Annotated in this window: 18 protein-coding genes and 1 pseudogene; 11 read left to right on the forward strand and 8 right to left on the reverse strand. The window is 54.6% G+C overall.

Annotated features, from left to right (window positions below; all coding sequences use genetic code 11):
• From flgK to B3Z49_RS00185, 4 genes are all read right to left on the reverse strand, one after another.
• A partial coding sequence (flgK, locus tag B3Z49_RS00170) for a flagellar hook-associated protein FlgK (protein ID WP_296987187.1) occupies positions 1–2,021 on the reverse strand: 2,021 nt, incomplete at its 3' end.
• A 17-nt stretch (positions 2,022–2,038) separates the two neighbouring features.
• A complete protein-coding gene (locus B3Z49_RS00175) occupies positions 2,039–2,500 on the reverse strand; it encodes a hypothetical protein (RefSeq protein ID WP_296987188.1) in 462 nt (153 codons plus the stop codon).
• A gap of 2 nt (positions 2,501–2,502) precedes the next feature.
• Positions 2,503–2,847, reverse strand: coding sequence for a rod-binding protein (locus B3Z49_RS00180; protein ID WP_296987190.1), 345 nt, complete (start codon positions 2,845–2,847; stop codon positions 2,503–2,505).
• 2 nt (positions 2,848–2,849) lie between these two features.
• Complete coding sequence (locus B3Z49_RS00185; protein WP_008890406.1) at positions 2,850–3,992, reverse strand: flagellar basal body P-ring protein FlgI; 1,143 nt, start codon at positions 3,990–3,992, stop codon at positions 2,850–2,852.
• Positions 3,993–4,360: 368 nt separating this feature from the next.
• Here B3Z49_RS00185 and B3Z49_RS00190 point away from each other — a divergent pair, with 368 nt between their 5' ends.
• Both B3Z49_RS00190 and dksA read left to right on the forward strand, forming a co-directional pair.
• On the forward strand, positions 4,361–4,804 hold the full coding sequence (locus B3Z49_RS00190; protein WP_296987195.1) for a flagellar assembly protein FliX: 444 nt from the start codon (positions 4,361–4,363) through the stop codon (positions 4,802–4,804).
• 150 nt (positions 4,805–4,954) lie between these two features.
• Positions 4,955–5,371 carry an RNA polymerase-binding protein DksA gene (gene dksA, locus B3Z49_RS00195; protein ID WP_008890403.1) on the forward strand — a complete coding sequence of 139 codons (417 nt, stop codon included), beginning with the start codon at positions 4,955–4,957 and terminating at the stop codon, positions 5,369–5,371.
• Positions 5,372–5,636: 265 nt separating this feature from the next.
• On the opposite strand, the gene flgH is transcribed toward dksA, so the two are convergent.
• The 4 genes from flgH to B3Z49_RS00215 form a co-directional block, all read right to left on the reverse strand.
• Positions 5,637–6,410 carry a flagellar basal body L-ring protein FlgH gene (gene flgH, locus B3Z49_RS00200; protein WP_008890402.1) on the reverse strand — a complete coding sequence of 258 codons (774 nt, stop codon included), beginning with the start codon at positions 6,408–6,410 and terminating at the stop codon, positions 5,637–5,639.
• A gap of 105 nt (positions 6,411–6,515) precedes the next feature.
• Positions 6,516–7,445, reverse strand: a complete 930-nt coding sequence (gene flgA, locus B3Z49_RS00205) for a flagellar basal body P-ring formation chaperone FlgA (RefSeq protein WP_296987206.1) — start codon at positions 7,443–7,445, stop codon at positions 6,516–6,518.
• Between the two features lie 186 nt (positions 7,446–7,631).
• Entirely contained in the window at positions 7,632–8,417 is a 786-nt protein-coding gene (gene flgG / locus B3Z49_RS00210; RefSeq protein WP_008890400.1) for a flagellar basal-body rod protein FlgG, read from the reverse strand.
• 70 nt (positions 8,418–8,487) lie between these two features.
• Entirely contained in the window at positions 8,488–9,246 is a 759-nt protein-coding gene (locus B3Z49_RS00215) for a flagellar hook-basal body complex protein (protein WP_008890399.1), read from the reverse strand.
• A 484-nt stretch (positions 9,247–9,730) separates the two neighbouring features.
• On the opposite strand from B3Z49_RS00215, the gene B3Z49_RS00220 reads away from it, so the two are divergent.
• The 9 genes and pseudogenes from B3Z49_RS00220 to B3Z49_RS00260 form a co-directional block, all read left to right on the forward strand.
• Positions 9,731–10,267 carry a flagellar basal body-associated FliL family protein gene (locus B3Z49_RS00220; protein WP_008890398.1) on the forward strand — a complete coding sequence of 179 codons (537 nt, stop codon included), beginning with the start codon at positions 9,731–9,733 and terminating at the stop codon, positions 10,265–10,267.
• 42 nt (positions 10,268–10,309) lie between these two features.
• On the forward strand, positions 10,310–11,461 hold the full coding sequence (gene fliM / locus B3Z49_RS00225) for a flagellar motor switch protein FliM (protein ID WP_063087511.1): 1,152 nt from the start codon (positions 10,310–10,312) through the stop codon (positions 11,459–11,461).
• A gap of 3 nt (positions 11,462–11,464) precedes the next feature.
• The gene (locus tag B3Z49_RS00230) at positions 11,465–12,157 is read left to right on the forward strand and encodes a DUF6468 domain-containing protein (protein WP_296987215.1); all 693 of its coding nucleotides are present in this window, start codon (positions 11,465–11,467) and stop codon (positions 12,155–12,157) included.
• A 151-nt stretch (positions 12,158–12,308) separates the two neighbouring features.
• Entirely contained in the window at positions 12,309–13,037 is a 729-nt protein-coding gene (locus B3Z49_RS00235) for a MotE family protein (protein WP_063087515.1), read from the forward strand.
• Positions 13,038–13,256: 219 nt separating this feature from the next.
• On the forward strand, positions 13,257–13,643 hold the full coding sequence (locus B3Z49_RS00240; RefSeq protein ID WP_008890394.1) for a response regulator: 387 nt from the start codon (positions 13,257–13,259) through the stop codon (positions 13,641–13,643).
• A gap of 35 nt (positions 13,644–13,678) precedes the next feature.
• On the forward strand, positions 13,679–14,320 hold the full coding sequence (locus B3Z49_RS00245) for a protein phosphatase CheZ (RefSeq protein WP_063087517.1): 642 nt from the start codon (positions 13,679–13,681) through the stop codon (positions 14,318–14,320).
• 11 nt (positions 14,321–14,331) lie between these two features.
• On the forward strand, positions 14,332–15,216 hold the full coding sequence (locus tag B3Z49_RS00250; protein ID WP_296987217.1) for a flagellar motor protein MotB: 885 nt from the start codon (positions 14,332–14,334) through the stop codon (positions 15,214–15,216).
• A complete protein-coding gene (locus B3Z49_RS00255) occupies positions 15,213–15,938 on the forward strand; it encodes an OmpA/MotB family protein (RefSeq protein WP_008890391.1) in 726 nt (241 codons plus the stop codon). The genes B3Z49_RS00250 and B3Z49_RS00255 overlap by 4 nt, the downstream gene beginning before the upstream one ends.
• Positions 15,939–15,940: 2 nt before the next feature.
• Positions 15,941–17,814, forward strand: a pseudogene (locus tag B3Z49_RS00260) (hypothetical protein); the annotation flags it as partial.

Here is a 17,814-nt window from a genome sequence, read left to right on the forward strand (position 1 = left end):
GCGTTGGGCAGGCCATCGTCGCTGAAATAGAACGGATCGCCATCCGCATCTATGACATGGAGTTTATAACCACCCAACTGGCTGTCGAATTTGACTTCAGCAGTGATATTGTTGTCCGTCAGCGTCGCACTGTTGTTGATGGCATCAGCGATGTCTTGTAGCGAAGTGTTGGTATCATAATCTATATCGACATCTGTAAAATTGCCACTGACAGTCAATGTATAGTTGACCGGTGGTGGTACAAGTGGGCCCAAGTTCGGAATGGCCGCGTCCGGATCGATGATTGCGGTCGAGGTATTGTAAGTGTCCGCATTCATCTGTCCGCGCACAATCCGCGAGGGATCATTCTTGATTGCAGCGGCGACATCCATGTTGCCAGACAGGGATGGACGGTCTTCAGTGAAGCCGATCTTTGAGGACAACGTGCCCGAATCATTGATCGTCAGGTTGGCATTATATTCAATGACCAGACGGTAGCGGTCACCATCTTCGACAATGAAGGCAGCTTCTTCGGCGGCAGCGGCGGTGAAGCCTGCACCCTGAAGTGCTGTACGGATGTTGTCGCGGATATCTTCAAGCGAGTCAGTTGCAGTGTAGTTGACTGTAATGCCCGCTCCGGCAAGCGCACCCGTGCCTGCACTGATTGTAAAGGAACTTGCCGTCACACCCAGCGCACTGGTCGAGCTTTGTTGCGCGGCAGAGGTCATGACATCGGATCTTTTGGTGGTCGTGACAAAGTCGTTCAAACCAAAATAGTGCGACATGCCCTGCTGACGACCATCGCTCAGCGTGATCTCGCTGTCTAATTCGTTAATCGCAACGCGGTTACCATCCTGGCCTTCGATAACCAGCCGATTGTCCACCAGTGATGCCGTCAGATACGATCCAGCATCCGAGGCATTGATCGCATCAACGATGCCCTGAACCGTTGCCGGTGTTGTTGGCAGGGTAATATCAGCCCAGCTGTCAGTGGCAACAAGGTCACCATTTTGATCGAGTGCGGCAACGCGAAATGCACCGGTCGCTGTTAACGGATCGCTGCCATCAACCGTGCGTGTGCCAGAAAGGTTGGCTGGCGGTGGGAACGAAGTGCCTTTGTTATGTTCTTCATTGATGGCATCGCGCAGTTGAGCAGCCAGTTCATTGATCTGGTCATTCATTGCCGGAATTTCTGAATCGCGCATCTCAAGCAGCCCCTTCAGGGTTCCTGTACGCAGCGTGTCCGTAATGTCTTCGCCATCAAGCGAAATACCCGAGCCGCCCGTGCCAGGTTCGAAGCCAGCAGTTTGATTAAAGGTGAGCTTATTTGGTGAGCGATCAAGAAGCGTATTTGCGCCATTTGCCGAATATACGACTACCGACCCATCACTGCGGCTGAAGGTCGTGATATCTATGATCTTTGACAGCTGATTAAGCTTCTGATCACGCTGATCTTCAAGCTCTGTCGTTGGCTGATCAAGGTTGTTCAGACGAACGATGCCGGTATTGAGCTCAGAAATCTGCGTCAGCAAGGTGTTGGCACTATTCACCTCATCGGTGATCTGGTCATCGATGTCATCGCGCAGATCCTGAAGCTGGCTTGAGAGCCTCTCGAACGATTCCATTACCTGAATTGCGCTTTCGATGGCTTCGACACGCGGTGAATTCTGGTCAGGGGTAACGCCAAGCTGTTCAAAGGCATCGGCCAGATCATTGATGCGCTGACTGATCGCCGCATCAGACTGGGTTGTACCAAACAGGGTCTGAATGCGCATGAAGAACTCATAACGGGCTTCTTCGCGACCGGTTTTACCCAGTTCGCCACGCATTTCACGTACCAGGCCTTCGTTGACGTTACGATAGATGCCAGCAACCTGCGAGCCTGCACCGACACCGTCAAGCGACAGGGTCTCCTGACCAGCGATCTTCTTGGAATAGCCCTCGGTATTCACGTTCGAAATGTTCGAAGACGTGATCGCAATACGGGCTTGTGCCGTGTTAAGGCCAGAGATCGCAGTATTGAGTGCCTGAGTAAGTGACATGATCTTTGCCTTTACCCTTAGAGCGTTTCGTTGACGCTGTAGGCGCCACCGGACTTATTGAGCGTGCGACCATAACCGCCGAGCGACGCCTTGCTGGTGGTAGCGGAGCGGGTATAGGTCGTGCATTCTTCTTTGGATTTGTCATTGACCGCGCGGACGATTGCCTGAACCACGCGTTCGTTGGTCGCCTTGGCCGCCTGTAGCGTGTTCATATTGCGCCGCGCAGCTTGCTGGAACTCTGCCTGCAATTCGCGCAGCTCTTCACGTTCTTCTTCTGACATGGCGCGGAGTTCGTCACCACGGCTGCGCAGTTTTACAACCAGCTGCTCGTACTGCATTGCCAGGGCAGATTTTTCCGACAGGAATTGCTCATATTCGGCAGATGTCAGGCTGCGCAGTTCACTGGATTCACGTTCCAGCAGGGACATAAGGTCATAGGTGACGCTTTTAAGTTCGGTAACCAGCTCTTGGGTGGTCATTTTCATCCCTCCTGGACTTTAAGGATTTCGCGTGTAACGGCATCTGCAATTCCGATGCCACCTGCGCGGGACATTTCTTTGGCGTATTCATCAACAAGCATGGAACGCATCATCGTCTCGCCGTGCCCGCCACCAAACATTTCATTGGTTTCAATGCCGGAGAACATGTGGCTGAGCATCTGGCCAAGGAACATCGATTCAAATTCCTCGCCAGCCTTGCGTGCCTGTGCTTCGGTCTTGATGTGCCCGTCTGTGAGTGTATCTATGCGGGCCGCGATACTGTTTTGCTTGCCGTATTGTGCGCTGGCCTGTGCTTGCGCCATCAGGGCGGCGGTGCTGTCAGTCATCATTACATCACCTCGATTTCAGCCTGAAGCGCGCCAGACGTCTTGATGGCTTGAAGGATGGTGATCATGTCGCGCGGACCAACGCCAAGGCTGTTGAGGCCATTGACCAGTTCCTGAAGGCTGACACCGCCATTCATGATGCCCAACTGATTGTCTTCGCCTTCATCGACCTCGATATTGGTGCGGTCGACAACCTCGGTTGTGCCAGTCTGAGAGAAGGGCGAGGGTTGGGAAACCTGCGGCGTTTCGGTGACACGGATCGTCAGGTTGCCCTGCGCAATCGCGACACGGTTGATCCGGACATTTTCGCCCATCACGATGGTGCCGGTGTTTTCGTCAATCACCACACGCGCGATCTGATCGGGTTCAACACGAAGCTGTTCGATATCGGTCAGAAGGGCGACAATATTCTGGTTATAGCGTTCCGGAATGTTCAGCCGCACAGTGCCCGGGTCGCTGGCGCGTGCAGCAACTTCGCCCAGATAGGCATTAATTGCTTCGGAGACACGGCGCGCAGTGGTGAAGTCCGGGTTACGCAGGACAACTGACATGTCCTGCATGGAATTCAGATTAAAGTCGATTTCGCGCTCAACGATGCCGCCATTGGCAATACGTGCCGAGGTCGGAACGCCTTTGACGATGGTTTCAGCATTGCCACCAGCGGAAAAACCGCCAACCGCGAGATTGCCCTGGGCAACGGCATAAACTTCGCCGTCAGCACCAACCATCGGGGTCACAAGCAGCGTGCCGCCCTGGAGGCTTTCGGCAGTGCCAATCGCGCTGATATTGACATCAATGCGCGACCCTTGACGCGAAAACGGCGGCAGGGTTGCAGTTGCCATCACGGCCGCGATGTTATCAGACTCAAGGTCTTCGATCTGATCGCGGACGTTGATGCCGAGGCGTTCAAGCATCGCAACCATGCTTTGACGGGTGAATTCTGCATCGCCCAGATCATCGCCGGTACCATTCAAGCCAACCACAAGGCCATAACCCACCAGCATGTTGTCACGCACGCCTTCGAAGTCGGCGATATCCTTGATGCGTGATTGTGCATGTGCAGGGGTAAGCTGCGTCAGGGCAAGCATTCCCAGCGTGAGCATTGCGAGTGCATTGCGTGCTATTTTGCCAAGACCTGTGATCATACTCTTAATTCCGCTTTTACATGGGATGCAGCGCATCCGGCAAATGAGGCGATTGATCGGGTAAACCGCGTTTGCAAAGCTATTTGCGAAAACCATGCCAACTGAGGCTTTCTGCCGATGGCGACCTTGGTAACGCCAAAATCTCCTGAAAACGACGCGTTCAAGGTGATTTTGCGTTGGGGTCGTCGCGGCCGATGCGTCAACCCGGCATTTTTTTCCCGTTGCGCGTCTGGCACGATTGAGGGAGACTCATTTCTGCAAGCTTGGTGTTTGCCCATTCTCTGGCCGCTTGGGCTGGATGAATGCATCCGACCATGCACTGCATATGTTCATTGGACAGATCGACAACAACTGAGCGGACACGGATCATGAAGGTTAGCGGTTCCAAGGCTGCCGGTACGAGTACTTCATCGCGCAAGAAATCGTCCGGCACATCTGGCGGAAGCGGTTTTGCTGATACCATGCGTTCGCTCGACTCTTCCGGGGATGCTGGCGGTGCCGCTGGTGTTCGAAGTGCGGGGGCTGTAAGCGCCCTTGATGCCTTGCTTGCGCTCCAGCAAAGCGGGGATGTACTGGATTCGCCCAAAAAGGCCGCAATGTTGCGCGCAAAAAGCATGCTCGAGCAGCTTGAAGCTGTGCGCGACGGCTTGCTAAGTGGCCAATTATCCCCCGCACGCCTGCAGCAATTGGTCGGTTTGCTCGACCAGCAGCGCGAAATGATTGATGATCCAGAACTATCTTCTGTTCTCGACGAGATTGATCTTCGCGCCCGGGTTGAGTTGGCGAAACTTGAAGTTTCCGGCCTGATCTGATTGTTTAATCAAAGGTATTTTCCATAGAAATATCGCAGAATTCTGCGCCTTTGAGGGGGGATTGGCATTTATTTGTTCAATCGGCTTGCACCGTTGGCGCGTGGCCTCTATATTGCCGCGCGATCGATGAGTCCTGTATAGAGGGCATACATGACTATCACTTTACCACCTGACTATCGTCCTGCTGAGGACGAAGAGTTCATGAACCCGCGTCAGCGGGAATATTTCCGCCAGAAACTTCTGACCTGGCGGGCAGAACTTCTGCATGAATCTTCAGAAACATTAGCGAACCTGCAAGATGGCGGGCTTCAGGAACCGGATCTTACCGACCGAGCGTCGGCGGAGACTGACCGGGCACTTGAACTTCGTACTCGTGACAGGGCGCGCAAGCTTATTTCAAAAATTGATGCTGCATTGCGTCGAATTGAAGACGGATCTTATGGTTACTGCGAAGAAACCGACGAGCCGATCAGCTTGAAAAGACTTGAAGCTCGTCCGATTGCGACCCTGAGCATCGAAGCCCAGGAACGCCACGAACGGATGGAGCGCACACGTCGCGACGATTGATCGCGCCGGGTGGAAAAAATACTTGGGATTTGGCTTGGCCGATCCCCGTCATGCAACGACATGACATGGTGGGAGATTACTGGTTAGGGATAACCAAAATCACAAAAGCCCGGCCTTCTGGCCGGGCTTTTCGTTTTGTGCGTTTGATATTTTGACGCTTGCTTAAAAACAACAAAGGCCACCCGAAGGTGACCTTTGATTGCTGTTTCCGTCCTGGCCAACCGGAACCCGGAAAATGGGATTGGATCAAACGGAACTGTGTGGCTTAGAACGGCAGGATAATGTCGAGAACTTCGCTACCATAGCGTGGCTGCTGAACATCGGAAATCGTCCCGCGACCACCATATGAAATGCGGGCTTCAGCAATCTTGTCATAGTTGACTTCGTTTGCGGAGCTGATGTCAGCGGCGCGAATAACACCGGCAATCTGGACTTCGCGAATTTCACTGTTCACACGAATTTCCTGGCGACCATGAATGACGTAGTTGCCGTTCGGCAGAACCTGAATGACGATGGCCGCAACACGCAAATCAATGGCTTCGTTACGATCGAGGGTTCCTGCACCACGGTTTGAGGTGTTGCTGTCGAAATCCAGCATTGAACTCGGATCAATTGCATCAGGCAGCACCTTGGCTACTTCCGCCTCGAGGCCGAACAGGTTCGGAACAGCGAGGTCCTCTGAATTGGTGCGCGAACGCACTGTCGTGTTGGCAAGGGCCGCGCGGTCTTCCATTTCAACAACCACGGTCAGGATGTCGCCAACCTGGTTTGCGCGTTGATCCTTGAAGAAGGACCTTGCGCCGGCACGCCATAGCGAGTTCGGGTTGCGTTCGGCAACCTGCGGGGCCGGCATCGGCAAACTTACCGGGCGATAGGCCTCTGACTGTGTCGGGTTGTCAATGGACGACAGCTTTGGCGGTTCGCCAACTTCGGAAAGCCGTTTCATCGCGTTGCAGCCTGACAGCAATGCTGTTGCCCCGATGAGTGAGCTGACAAGCGCAATGCGCCGCCAAGATATCTGGGTGATTTTGGTAGGCATGAATTCCTCCTGGGTTCCTGCATTTCTTAACGCAAGTACCGTGCCAATTATCAGCTGGTATAAGAGGAAAAGCTTGCCGGGTTGTGTGGTGTTTTGGCGCGCGGATTACTGCGACAGAGCGGGCAGGGCGCGGACTTCGTTCTCGGCAACGACTTCGACCTGAATGGTCTTGTTGCTCGATTGGTTGACCACCCGAATGACATCCCCAAGTGATCCATCTTCCATTGCCTTGCCGCGTGCGGTCAGGGACATATTGGCGGTGACGAGGCGAATAATGACAAGCGATCCGCGACGGACCAGAATGGGGTTGCTCAGATCCCGGAACATCAAGGGTTCGTTGGGATTGCTGGGCCGCATGACTTCCTTGCCAATAACATCATTGATGTCGCGAATGGCTCCGTTTGGAACGCGTTCGGAACGGAAATCACGGTATTCGACCTGATCGGCCCGGATGACAGAACCGCGCGATACTGGCTCGACCAACACCGGAACGCTTGTTAGCGGGTAATATTTGCCGCTGATCCGATATGTCCGTTGTTGGGCAGTCTGGGCGCCGGTTGTCACGCTGGCAACAAAGCGCTGGGTACGTGAATTGACCTCGATGGCACTGACGTCAACACTGTTGCGGGCGTCAACGGGCAGATGAATTTGGAAATTGTCACTCGAAAGGTCGACCGTGAAGGGACGCTGAATACCATAGTCAACCAGGGAAATTTCGACCGCTTCACGGATTTCATCCATGGTAATCACTTGGCTGGCGCGGGTGATCAGGACCTGATCGGCAGTTGTGCGCGGACGCCATTCGACATTATGTCGCTGGGCAATCCCGTATAGCCAGCGATAATCAAGAACGGTTTGTTTGCCCGGCTGTGGCGCATGGGCGACGGCAATATCTTGCTGTTGGGTATCGAGGCCGGAAAACAGATCACCCAAGGTCACATACTGACCTTCGACAAGGGCATCGGGTTTGAGAAAGATAGAAGAACTGCTCGGCTGATTGTTGCGAAGGTTGCTGCCTTGCGATGATTGCGCCAAAGCGCTCTCTGTCAATGAGGGCAGAGACGCAATTGCGGACAACAGTGCGAGCGCGAGGATTATGTTCTTTATCTTCATCCGCCTACTGTACCACGGAACGGTATAAATCGCGTAAATACAGTTTGCGCAAGTTCGCAGATCATGTGACCGCGACTTGCGCAAACGAAATGCTTTCAGAACCTGAAATTATCGCAGGTTGCTGACGGCGCTCATCATCTCGTCCGTGGTCGAGATCGATTTGGAGTTCATTTCATAAGCGCGCTGCGCCTTGATCAGGTTGGTGATTTCCTGAACCACGTTAACGTTCGAGGATTCAAGGTATCCCTGCTGAACCGTGCCATAGCCGACATCCCCCGGGGCGCCGACATTGGCCTGACCGGATGCTTCGGTTTCAAGGAACAGGTTGTCGCCAAGCGCGTTAAGACCCGGCGGGTTGATAAAGGTCGCAAGCTGAAGCTGACCAAGGTTCTGCGGGGCAACCTGACCATCGATCTCGGCAAAAACTTCACCGTTGGAGTTGATGGTTACCGAGCGCGCATTGGCCGGAACCGTGATGCCCGGCTGAACCGCAAAGCCGTCCTTGGTCACAAGCGCACCGTTGGCATCAAGTTTAAGCGTACCATCACGGCTATAAGCGGTTTCCCCGCTGGGCAGGTCGATCTGAAGATAGCCGCGGCCCTGAATGGCAATATCAAGCTCGTTCTCGGTCATGGTCAGCGAACCCTGACCCATGTAGCGGCCGATGGCGGCGGTTTTTACACCAAGACCAACCTGAACGCCGGTTGGCACGATCGTGCCGGTATCGGAGGAAGGCGAACCTGCGCGGCGCAAATCCTGATACAGCAGATCCTGGAATTCCGCACGTTGGCGCTTGTAGCCGGTGGTGGTCATGTTGGCGATGTTGTGCGAGGTCACATCCACGTTGGTGGACTGAGCCTGCATGCCCAAAGCGCCGATATCAAGTGACCGCATCTGTCTTCTCCTTCGATTGCGCAGATTTTGCGCTATAATTCGATGTTATCTATCGGGTGCCACTGCCGGTTCAGGCGCGGACATCCCCGAGTTTGTTGATCATGTTGCGCATACGCTCGTTCTCGCTTTCAAGAGAACGGCTGACCGATTGATAAGTGCGAAGAACGTCAATCATCTGCGTCATGGCGCTGATTGGATTGACGTTGGATTTTTCCAGTGCGCCCTGAACAATGCCGGGGTTTTCGACAAGCTCAACGGCGTCTGCGTTGTTTTCATCTTCCGGCGCACGATAAAGGGTGTTCCCGGTGACGATCATTTCCTGCACGTTATCGACAGTAACGACCTGAAGTTTGCCGATCTGGCCGATATCGGTCGAAATGGACCCGTCGCCCTTGATCTCGATCTGGCCGTCTGCCTCGTTAAAGAACAGAGGCTGACCGGCATCACTCAGCACGGGAAAACCGTCATTGGTGATCAGCTGGCCGCCCGGATCGAGGGAAAAGTTGCCCGAACGGGTATATTGAACACCGGTTGGCGTTTCGACGGCAAAGAACATGTCCGGCTGGCTAAGCGCCACATCAAGCGGACGATCTGTATGTTCAATGTTGCCGACAGTGGTATTTCTGTATTGCGAGATATCCTGAACCAGCGAGATTTCGCGTTCGCCACGGAACGGCGCGTCCTTGTTCTTTGCGATCCAGTCAGTGAACATCATGCGCTGCTCTTTGTAACCGGTCGTGTTCATGTTTGCCATGTTCTGCGACAGGTTGTTCATCATGCTGCGCAGCGTCTTCTGACGGGACAGTGCAATGTATGAAACGTTTTCCATGGTCGAATTTCCCTTTCAGGACTGTAACTTGACCATCAGGAATGCGATCTGCGTGCCAGTTTGATTAAGCAATTGATTTAAAATAACAAATTTTAAGTTCGGCATTTGTTGCCGGTCGTTTTTTGCGGTGGTTTGACTTAAAGTGCCGTTGCCGACTGCCGTTATGGGCAAAGGATTGCCGGGTGACCGGGGAGGTCGGCAAAACATGTCCGGTTTGCAGGGTGGTAAAGGACCATCTCACAATTGCGCCACAAGCCGGATACTCCGATCCGGCAATTTATTCCGGGATAGCCACGACAGGCTATTGCTTTGCATGCCCTGGCTGAACATATGGCGCTGAGATGGTAATATTTGCCGCTGTGACAAATCACCAATAGACCGAAACGCAACATATTTTTAACGTGATAGCGTTATGGCTTTTAATCCGGCACAGTGTTTGCTGGATCAGGAAGATAGAACTTCAAACGCAGGAATTCGCGAAGCGATGGGTGACGACGTCGACGAAATCGAAATGGACGAGGGTGGTGGTGGCCGAAGCAAAAAGATGCTGGTCGTGGTCATTCTGCTTGTGCTGCTTTTGCTGGGCGGCGCTGCGGCGGCGTATTTCACCGGCATGCTTCAGCCGGTGATAGACATGCTGACCGGTGGCGGTGGCGAGCAAACCGAGGAAGTCATCACAGAAGATTCGATTGAAAATGACCCAGGCGTTCCGGAAAATGTCGGCTTTGTCGACTTGCCGGAAATTCTGGTCAATCTGAATACGGGTGGTGGAAAGCAGAGTTACCTTAAAATCCGTGTCAGTCTGGAAGTCGCCGATCAGGGCATGTTGCCGCAGGTCGAACAGATGATGCCACGTATTGTTGACAACTTTCAGGTCTATCTTCGCGAACTGCGTCCGGAGGATCTTTCCGGCTCCGAAGGGATGTTCAGATTGCGCGAAGAACTTTTGATCCGGGTGAGTGCCGCGGCCAAGCCTGCGAAAATAAACGACGTTTTGTTCAAGGAAATGCTGGTACAATAATCTTGTAGCAGCCCGAGTGCCAAATTCAGGAAGCAATCGCTGATGGCTGATGAAGACGAAGATGATGATGCTCTCGCCGCTGAATGGGAAGCCATGGCAGGCGGCGATGACGAGGGTGGAGACGACGGCGGCGAGGACATGGCCGCCGAATGGGAATCCATGCTCGGCGATGATGACGGCGACGATGATGGCGGCGGCGACGATATGGCCGAAGCCATGGGTGGCGGCACATCTGCGCGCGTTCTGAACCAGGACGAAATTGACAGTCTTCTCGGCTTTGATGACGGTTCGGGTGCAGGCGATCAGTCGGGCATTCAGGCGATCATCAACTCGTCGATGGTGGCCTATGAACGACTTCCGATGCTTGAAGTCGTGTTTGACCGCCTTGTGCGTATGATGTCGACATCATTGCGTAACTTCACATCCGATAACGTCGAAGTCTCGCTTGATAACATCCTGTCGCTGCGTTTCGGTGACTATCTGAACTCGATCCCGTTGCCGGCCATGCTTGGTGTTTTCAAGGCAGAGGAATGGGATAACTACGGGCTGCTGACAGTTGATTCAGCGCTGATTTATTCCATCGTGGACGTTTTGTTGGGGGGGCGTCGCGGTACGGCGGCCATGCGTATTGAAGGTCGTCCCTACACAACGATCGAACGTAACCTTGTGGAACGTATGATCCACGTGGTTCTTGGCGACCTTTCGGCTGCGTTTGACCCGCTAAGCCCGGTGACATTCCGCTTTGAACGCCTTGAAACCAACCCGCGTTTTGCCACCATTGCCCGTCATGCCAACGCCGCCATCGTGGCGAAGCTTCGCATCGATATGGAAGACCGCGGTGGTCGACTTGAACTTCTTATCCCTTATGCGACGCTGGAACCGGTGCGTGAACTTCTGCTTCAGATGTTCATGGGGGAAAAGTTCGGTCGTGACTCCATTTGGGAAAACCACCTCGCAAACGAGCTGTGGCAGACCCATGTTAATCTATTGGCTGTTCTTGATGAACAGATCATGGCCCTTGGCGATGTCCTCAACCTTGAAGTTGGGAACAGACTGGTTCTTAATACTGGTCCGACCTCGCCTGTCGAGGTCCGCTGCGGGGATGTGCCGTTGTTCAAGGGGTTGATGGGGCGCAAGGGTGACAGGATTGCCATTCAGGTTCGTGATCGTGCGCGCATAAACGAGGAAGACTAGCTGATGGACTTCGCGTTCTATCTGGATCTTGTGATGATCGTGCTGTTGGGGGCTACGATTGTCTATGCGATTATTCTGAACCGCAAGCTGGCAGCTTTTCGGCGTAGCCGCGAAGACATGCAGAACTTCCTGACCGCGTTCAATGCCGCCAATGAGCGCGCCGAAACGTCGATCACCGCCCTTAAGGAAATGGCGGAGCAGTCTGGCGAGAGGCTGCGTGAGGATATTGAAAAGGCCAGCGCACTGAACGAAGACCTGAGCTTTATGGTCGATCGCGGTGAAAGCATCGCCAACCGCCTTGAAAAGGCTGCGCGCGACGTTAATTCCGTGCGCCGTACCGCTGGAAACGCGGCCGACGGCATCGCTGCTGGTGGTGATGGTGGAAAATCGGCCGGGGCTGGTAATGCCGGTCTTGGTCGGATGAAGGCGGCCAAAGACCGCAATGATGTCATTGACGACCGTGATCGCGTCGGTGTTGAAACCCGTGCCGAAGAACTTGCCGCCAGAATGGTCGGCGAGATCGAGCGCGGGGGAAATGGCCCGGTCGATGATAGCTATGACCGTGAAGAGCCCGCGCGTTCGGGGGGATCGTATGGCAGTCGGGCGGATGTGTCCGATCCTTATGATCAGGATGAAGATGCTGGGCGTTCCGAGGCAGAACGTGAATTGCTGGCGGCCTTGCGGTCGGTTCGATAAGAAGTTTCAAGCAACGAATTTGCGTTGTTGTCGGTCTTGAGATTACGAGTTTTCTATATATCTAATGGGTAGGAACCCGTTCCACTGGAACGGACAGAAATCAATCGGGAAGGAGCATGGGCACTTTGTGCCGACATGCTTGGGTGTGTGAATGTCAGGTGTGCGTATTCTGCCGTTGGTCGTTCTGGTTGGCGTGATGGTGCTTTCGATGCGGGTGGTCAACCTGTTTTCGTATGACTCCGCCAAGCCGGAAACGGCAGAGAATAAAGGTGTCAGCGTGGTGCAGATGGCCCAGGCGCAGGCACCGGCACCCGATCCTGCTGCCGAACAGGCCGCGACACCGGAAAATGGTGATCCGGGTTTGGATAATCCGGAAGGGCTTACCATGGAAGGTGAGCCGATTGACGGTGTCACGGGTAACCCCGACGTGCCGCCGATGCTGGGCGGTGACCCGACCCTTTTCACCCAGGAAGAAATTGACCTGCTGCAGAACCTGTCGGTCCGCCGTGTCGAGCTGGACCGCAAGGAGCAGCGCCTTGATGAACGTGAAAGCCTGATTGCCGCCGCCGAGGCGCGCATCGATGCCAAGATCGAGGAAATGAAATCCCTGAAATCAGCCATCGAAGGTCTGGTCGAAACCAAGGAAGCGCAGGAAGATGATCGCATCAAAAAGCTGATCAGCGTTTATGAAAAAATGAAGCCGAAAGATGCGGCACGCATCTGGAACGATCTTGATATGGATATTCTTCTGCAGGTCGCACTGGGCATGCGCGAAGCGAACACGGCAGCCGTTCTGTCAGAAATGACACCGGATCGTGCGCGCGCGCTGACGTCCGAGCTGGCCTACAAGCAGGATATCAACATGTTACCGCTTCAATAGCGGAATGCTGCAAAGGATTGACCGCACGGCCCGAATGGGAAAGAGTGGCCGTTGGGGGAGAATTTTTGAGCGAAGACAACGTGGTGGCGAATTTAATCGTGGGTTAAACATCTTGATTAACCAATATTAAATAGGTACATCACGATTATTAGGGGCCTTGTTACTATGCGGAAGTATGGTAGGCAAGGGTGGGAGATCAGATAGCTGATGGAGTTGTGAATGGCCGTCGATCCGAATATGCCGATCCTGATTGTGGATGATTACAAAACCATGTTGCGTATCATCCGTAACCTTCTGCGGCAGCTCAACTTTACGAATATTGAAGAAGCGACCGATGGTAGCATGGCGCTTCGCAAACTGCGTGAGGCTCCGTTCAGCCTCGTGATTTCCGACTGGAACATGGAGCCGATGACCGGTCTTCAGCTTCTGAAGGAAGTCCGCGCAGACGCAAAACTGAAGGATATGCCCTTCATCATGATCACCGCTGAAGCCAAGACCGAGAACGTGGTCATGGCGAAAAAGGCAGGCGTCTCCAACTATATCGTCAAGCCGTTCAACGCAGAGACGTTGAAAGGCAAGATGAAGACTGTCATCGGTGATTTCTGATCAGGAGCGCGGGGCAGGTGTCCCGCGATACCGCTATGTCTAAGGCGACCAAAGACGAACTACGTCAGTTGTTGAATGATCTTCAGGCTCGCCTTGATGGTGATGACCTGAAGGTCGAACAATTGTCCGATCTGATGGATCAGTTGTCGCGCTTCATGGGCGATAAACCGACCGATGATCAGAAACGTTTGTTTGGCGAGCTCGATGAGCTTTCCGGCATCATTCGCAAGATGAAATCGGAAATCGCCTCGCTTCGTCCGGACGATATCAAGGCCGAGTATATCCCCAACGCAACCGACGAGCTTGATGCCATCGTCGATGCGACCGCCGGGGCGACGCACGAAATCCTTGATGCCATGGACACGCTTGAAGAATTCGCAAGCACTCTGCCGCCAGAACAGGCCGAAATCGTGACCAGTGCAACGATGCGCGTTTACGAAGCCTGCAACTTCCAGGATATCACCGGCCAGCGCACCACCAAGGTGATCAAGGCCCTGAAATCCATCGAAGAACGCGTTGAAGGGCTTGTGACGGCATTTGGTGATGAAATCGCCAAATATGCTGCTGCCAACCCGCGGAAGAAAAAAGAACCGGAAGGTGAAGAGGCTTTGCTGAACGGTCCGCAGCTTGAAGGAAAAGGCGTAACGCAGGCCGACATCGACGCGATGTTTAACTAAGTGGCGTTATCATGGCGGAGATAGAGGACGATGGACCGACACCACCTTCCCCCCCTACAAACGGGGCAGTGGCGTTGTTTCTGGCGCTCTATCTTCTTCTGCTAGCCTTTTTCATTCTGCTCAATACCATTTCGACCTTTGAAGAGGTCAAAACCCGCGAAGTGCAGGAAAGCCTTTCCTCGGCATTTGCTGCCATTCTCCCGCCGACAACCAGTTTGCAGACCGTGACCTCCATCGAGGGGCCAACGGTATCGGCGCAGGAAACCCAGGATAAGCTGGGGCATCTATTTGAGACCGCGATCAAAGTGGTCCGGGTTGAAGTCATTCAGCCGGGTAAGCTGATGGAAGTCATCATGCATGTCGATCAGCTGTTTGATACCAATTCCATTCTGGTCCGCGAAAGACAGGGCGATTTCATGCGCCAGCTTGCCGAAGTGCTGGCCGATGATGATGGTTATGCCTCCTACGAGATGGAAATGGTCATGGGCAGCCAGATCGAAGACAAAGGCACGATCCAGATTGAAAACAATCTTCAGATCGCCCAGGCCGGATCATTTGCCCGTGAACTGACCGATGTTGGCGCACCCGAAGACCGTTTCTTCGTCGGGATTGATCCGGGTGCTGATCCGTTCATCGTGACATTCCGCTTTTTCTGGAATTTCGGTCCCAAGGAAGCGCCGGAACCGATCAATCGTAACGGCAACGGAAATGAAACGCCTGCCGCAACGCCAACCTCCACGACGCCGGATTCTGGCGCAAATGGCGGTGGTTCGAACGGTCAGACGGGTGCTGTCGCGCCACAACAATTCATGATCCCGCCGGCAAATGGTGGCGCGCAGCCATCCATTTCCCAGCCGATCCCGCTTGGACCACAAGCATCGGGAGGTGGCGGATGAGCGAAGACGCACCACGCAAGCCAGAGGTCAAGGGCCCGCCGCCCTGGATGCTTAGTCTGGCGGATCTGATTTCGCTGCTGCTGACTTTCTTTGTCATGCTGTTTGCCATGTCCAAGGTCAAGATCGATCGCTGGGACGAGGTCGTTGATGCCTTGTCGCAATCGATCAAACCGTCGCCGGTTGAAGATACCGACGAGCCGATGGCGAACATGAACATTCCGCGTGTCTATCGCAAACCGGCAATGAACCTTGATTATCTCAGTGCCGTGATTGACGACGCGATTGATGACAACCCGGTCCTTGGGGATGCGCGCATGTCGCGCGAAGCCGACAAACTGGTGATTTCCCTGCCGGGTGATATTCTGTTTGTTGCCGGTAGTTCGGATATGACACCCAAGGCGCAACAGGCCTTGTTTGTGCTGGGCGGGGTGTTGCGCAATATCGGTAACCGCATCGGTGTTCAGGGGCATACCGATCCGCGGCCGCTTAGCGGGCGCGGGCAATATGCATCGAACTGGGAACTTTCGCTGGCCCGTGCCGGGGCTGTTGCCAACGAGTTAAAGCAATCCGGTTACACAGATTACATAAATATTTACGGATTTGCGGCATCAAGATACGACCAGCTTCCCAAACTCTTGGATGAGGAGGCGCGATTTGCAATGGCGCGCCGGGTCGACATTGTAATCGAGCCTCACGGGGGAAGCGGGATCGGAGGCACGTAAGTATGGCGAAACTTGCCGTGCGCATCCTGCTGGCGGTTGCAATTGCGACCACCACGGCAATGGTTTTGCCTTATAGCGGAATGCGCCCTGCAATAGCCCAGGTGGCGGACCCTGTTATCATCCGCTCCGGGCTTCATAACGGGTATGGCCGAATTGTTCTGCAATGGAACGAGCCGGTCAATTACACCGCCGAGATCATCGGCGACCAGTTGGTCGTGCGGTTCGATCAGCCATTGGTGGCTTCGTTGCGCGGTGTTCTGACGCCGGTTTCACGCTATATTTCCGATGCATTCTTTGATCCCGATGGTCGCACAATCGCCTTTGTGCTGAGTGACGATTACGAAGTGCGCGCATTTAACGTCGGCAGCAACGTCGTCCTCGATATCCTTGATAAACCCGACGCACCGGCACCCTCCGTACCAACACCCCCGGCGCGTCCCGCACAGGATGACCAAACCCCCGAAATAACCCCGGCGCCGACAACGCCGGTTGAAACCGTTGCCGATAACCCGGCAGAACTGGCGGAGCTTGACGTGCGGGTCGGACGCCATCCGACTTTCTATCGTCTGGTGTTTGACTGGCCAAACCGCACCGATTACGTCCTTGAAGGGGTGCAAGGCGCGCAAACCATCGCGTTTGATGCGCCGGCCCGGATCAATGCCAACGATATTTCAAGACGCCTGCCTGAAGGTGTGCGTGTGCGCCAGGGCGACACCAATCCGCTGGATGTCGTTGTCGAAACGACCCCGGCGCGACAATTGCGCCATTTCCGGTCTGGCAACAAGGTCGTGGTTGATATCATGGGCGTGCAGCGTGCCCCGGCAACCACCACCGCACAAACCCGCACGACAGACACACCAGAGGCCGGGGTGACAACTCCAGCACCACCTGAGCCTGCGACCCCGTCTGCAACTGCGCAGAACGAAGATGCGGCGCCGGACGTTCCCGATGCAGGCGTGCCAACGTCTGAAGAGGGCGCGCTTGACCCCAACTCCCCCGAAGCCCTTGCCCAAGCCGCGCAGAATGCAGGCAATACCGTTCGAACCAACGGGCAGGCACCGATCGAACGACAAAGCATCGGCGATCTTGTCGTCACTGTTGATCAGACCGCGACCGAATTGACGCTTGGTTTTCCGTTCGGTCAGCCGGGCGGGGCGGCGGTATGGTCGCGCGCCGGGTTCTTGTGGCTAGCCTTCGATGTACGCGCCAATCTCAATCTTGATAATGTGCGCCAACAGGCTGCCCAGATCGTCGGCGTTGTCGAACAGATCGAAAGTCCGTACGCAACGATTGTCCGCATGACAATCCCCGAGGGCATCGGCCTTTACACCGGCCGGAGTGAAACGGGCGATTGGCGCATCACCATGCAGCAAGGCATCATGCAGCCGGTTGAAAAGCTGGGGCCGTCGATTGAATTGGACGAACAGACCCGTGCGCGCCTGATCGTACCCCTTGAGGATGTCGGGCCGATTATCCCGATTGATGATCCCGAAGTCGGCGACACCCTGCGCGTGACCACGACAACCCAGAACGGCTATGGCATTGAGGTGGCGCTGCGCTATCCGGAATTTGAAGTTCTGCCATCCGTTCAGGGCGTGGTCGTTGCCCCGATGAATGATAGTGTTCAGGTCGCCGGGCGCGATGATGGGCAGGCCGTAATTGTTACCGCCGAAGATGGTCTTAACATTTCACCGGAAGGTGCGCGTTTGCTGGCCTCGGCAACCGGGGTGCGCGCCCAGACAGGCGATGGTCGCGAAGGTCTTATTTTCGAGCTGGACGACTGGCGGCGCGGTGGTCTGGATCAATACAATAAAACCATCCGTGGGCTGCGCCGGAAGATTGCAGAATCCGGTGACGAGCATCGCAACAAGGCGCG

It is taken from the genome of Thalassospira sp. UBA1131 (genome assembly GCF_002311515.1).
In the GTDB taxonomy this organism is placed as follows: Bacteria; Pseudomonadota; Alphaproteobacteria; order Rhodospirillales; family Thalassospiraceae; genus Thalassospira.

Bases quoted from the DNA above. Each gene is read 5' to 3' on its own strand.
- B3Z49_RS00185 (WP_008890406.1), bottom strand. From the start codon at position 3,992: ATGATCACAGGTCTTGGCAAAATAGCACGCAATGCACTCGCAATGCTC.
- dksA (WP_008890403.1), top strand. From the start codon at position 4,955: ATGACTATCACTTTACCACCTGACTATCGTCCTGCTGAGGACGAAGAG.
- B3Z49_RS00220 (WP_008890398.1), top strand. From the start codon at position 9,731: ATGGGTGACGACGTCGACGAAATCGAAATGGACGAGGGTGGTGGTGGC.
- flgH (WP_008890402.1), bottom strand. From the start codon at position 6,410: ATGCCTACCAAAATCACCCAGATATCTTGGCGGCGCATTGCGCTTGTC.
- flgG (WP_008890400.1), bottom strand. From the start codon at position 8,417: ATGCGGTCACTTGATATCGGCGCTTTGGGCATGCAGGCTCAGTCCACC.
- B3Z49_RS00230 (WP_296987215.1), top strand. From the start codon at position 11,465: ATGGACTTCGCGTTCTATCTGGATCTTGTGATGATCGTGCTGTTGGGG.
- B3Z49_RS00190 (WP_296987195.1), top strand. From the start codon at position 4,361: ATGAAGGTTAGCGGTTCCAAGGCTGCCGGTACGAGTACTTCATCGCGC.
- B3Z49_RS00240 (WP_008890394.1), top strand. From the start codon at position 13,257: ATGGCCGTCGATCCGAATATGCCGATCCTGATTGTGGATGATTACAAA.
- B3Z49_RS00180 (WP_296987190.1), bottom strand. From the start codon at position 2,847: ATGACTGACAGCACCGCCGCCCTGATGGCGCAAGCACAGGCCAGCGCA.
- B3Z49_RS00255 (WP_008890391.1), top strand. From the start codon at position 15,213: ATGAGCGAAGACGCACCACGCAAGCCAGAGGTCAAGGGCCCGCCGCCC.
- B3Z49_RS00175 (WP_296987188.1), bottom strand. From the start codon at position 2,500: ATGACCACCCAAGAGCTGGTTACCGAACTTAAAAGCGTCACCTATGAC.
- B3Z49_RS00250 (WP_296987217.1), top strand. From the start codon at position 14,332: ATGGCGGAGATAGAGGACGATGGACCGACACCACCTTCCCCCCCTACA.
- B3Z49_RS00245 (WP_063087517.1), top strand. From the start codon at position 13,679: ATGTCTAAGGCGACCAAAGACGAACTACGTCAGTTGTTGAATGATCTT.
- B3Z49_RS00215 (WP_008890399.1), bottom strand. From the start codon at position 9,246: ATGGAAAACGTTTCATACATTGCACTGTCCCGTCAGAAGACGCTGCGC.
- B3Z49_RS00235 (WP_063087515.1), top strand. From the start codon at position 12,309: ATGTCAGGTGTGCGTATTCTGCCGTTGGTCGTTCTGGTTGGCGTGATG.
- fliM (WP_063087511.1), top strand. From the start codon at position 10,310: ATGGCTGATGAAGACGAAGATGATGATGCTCTCGCCGCTGAATGGGAA.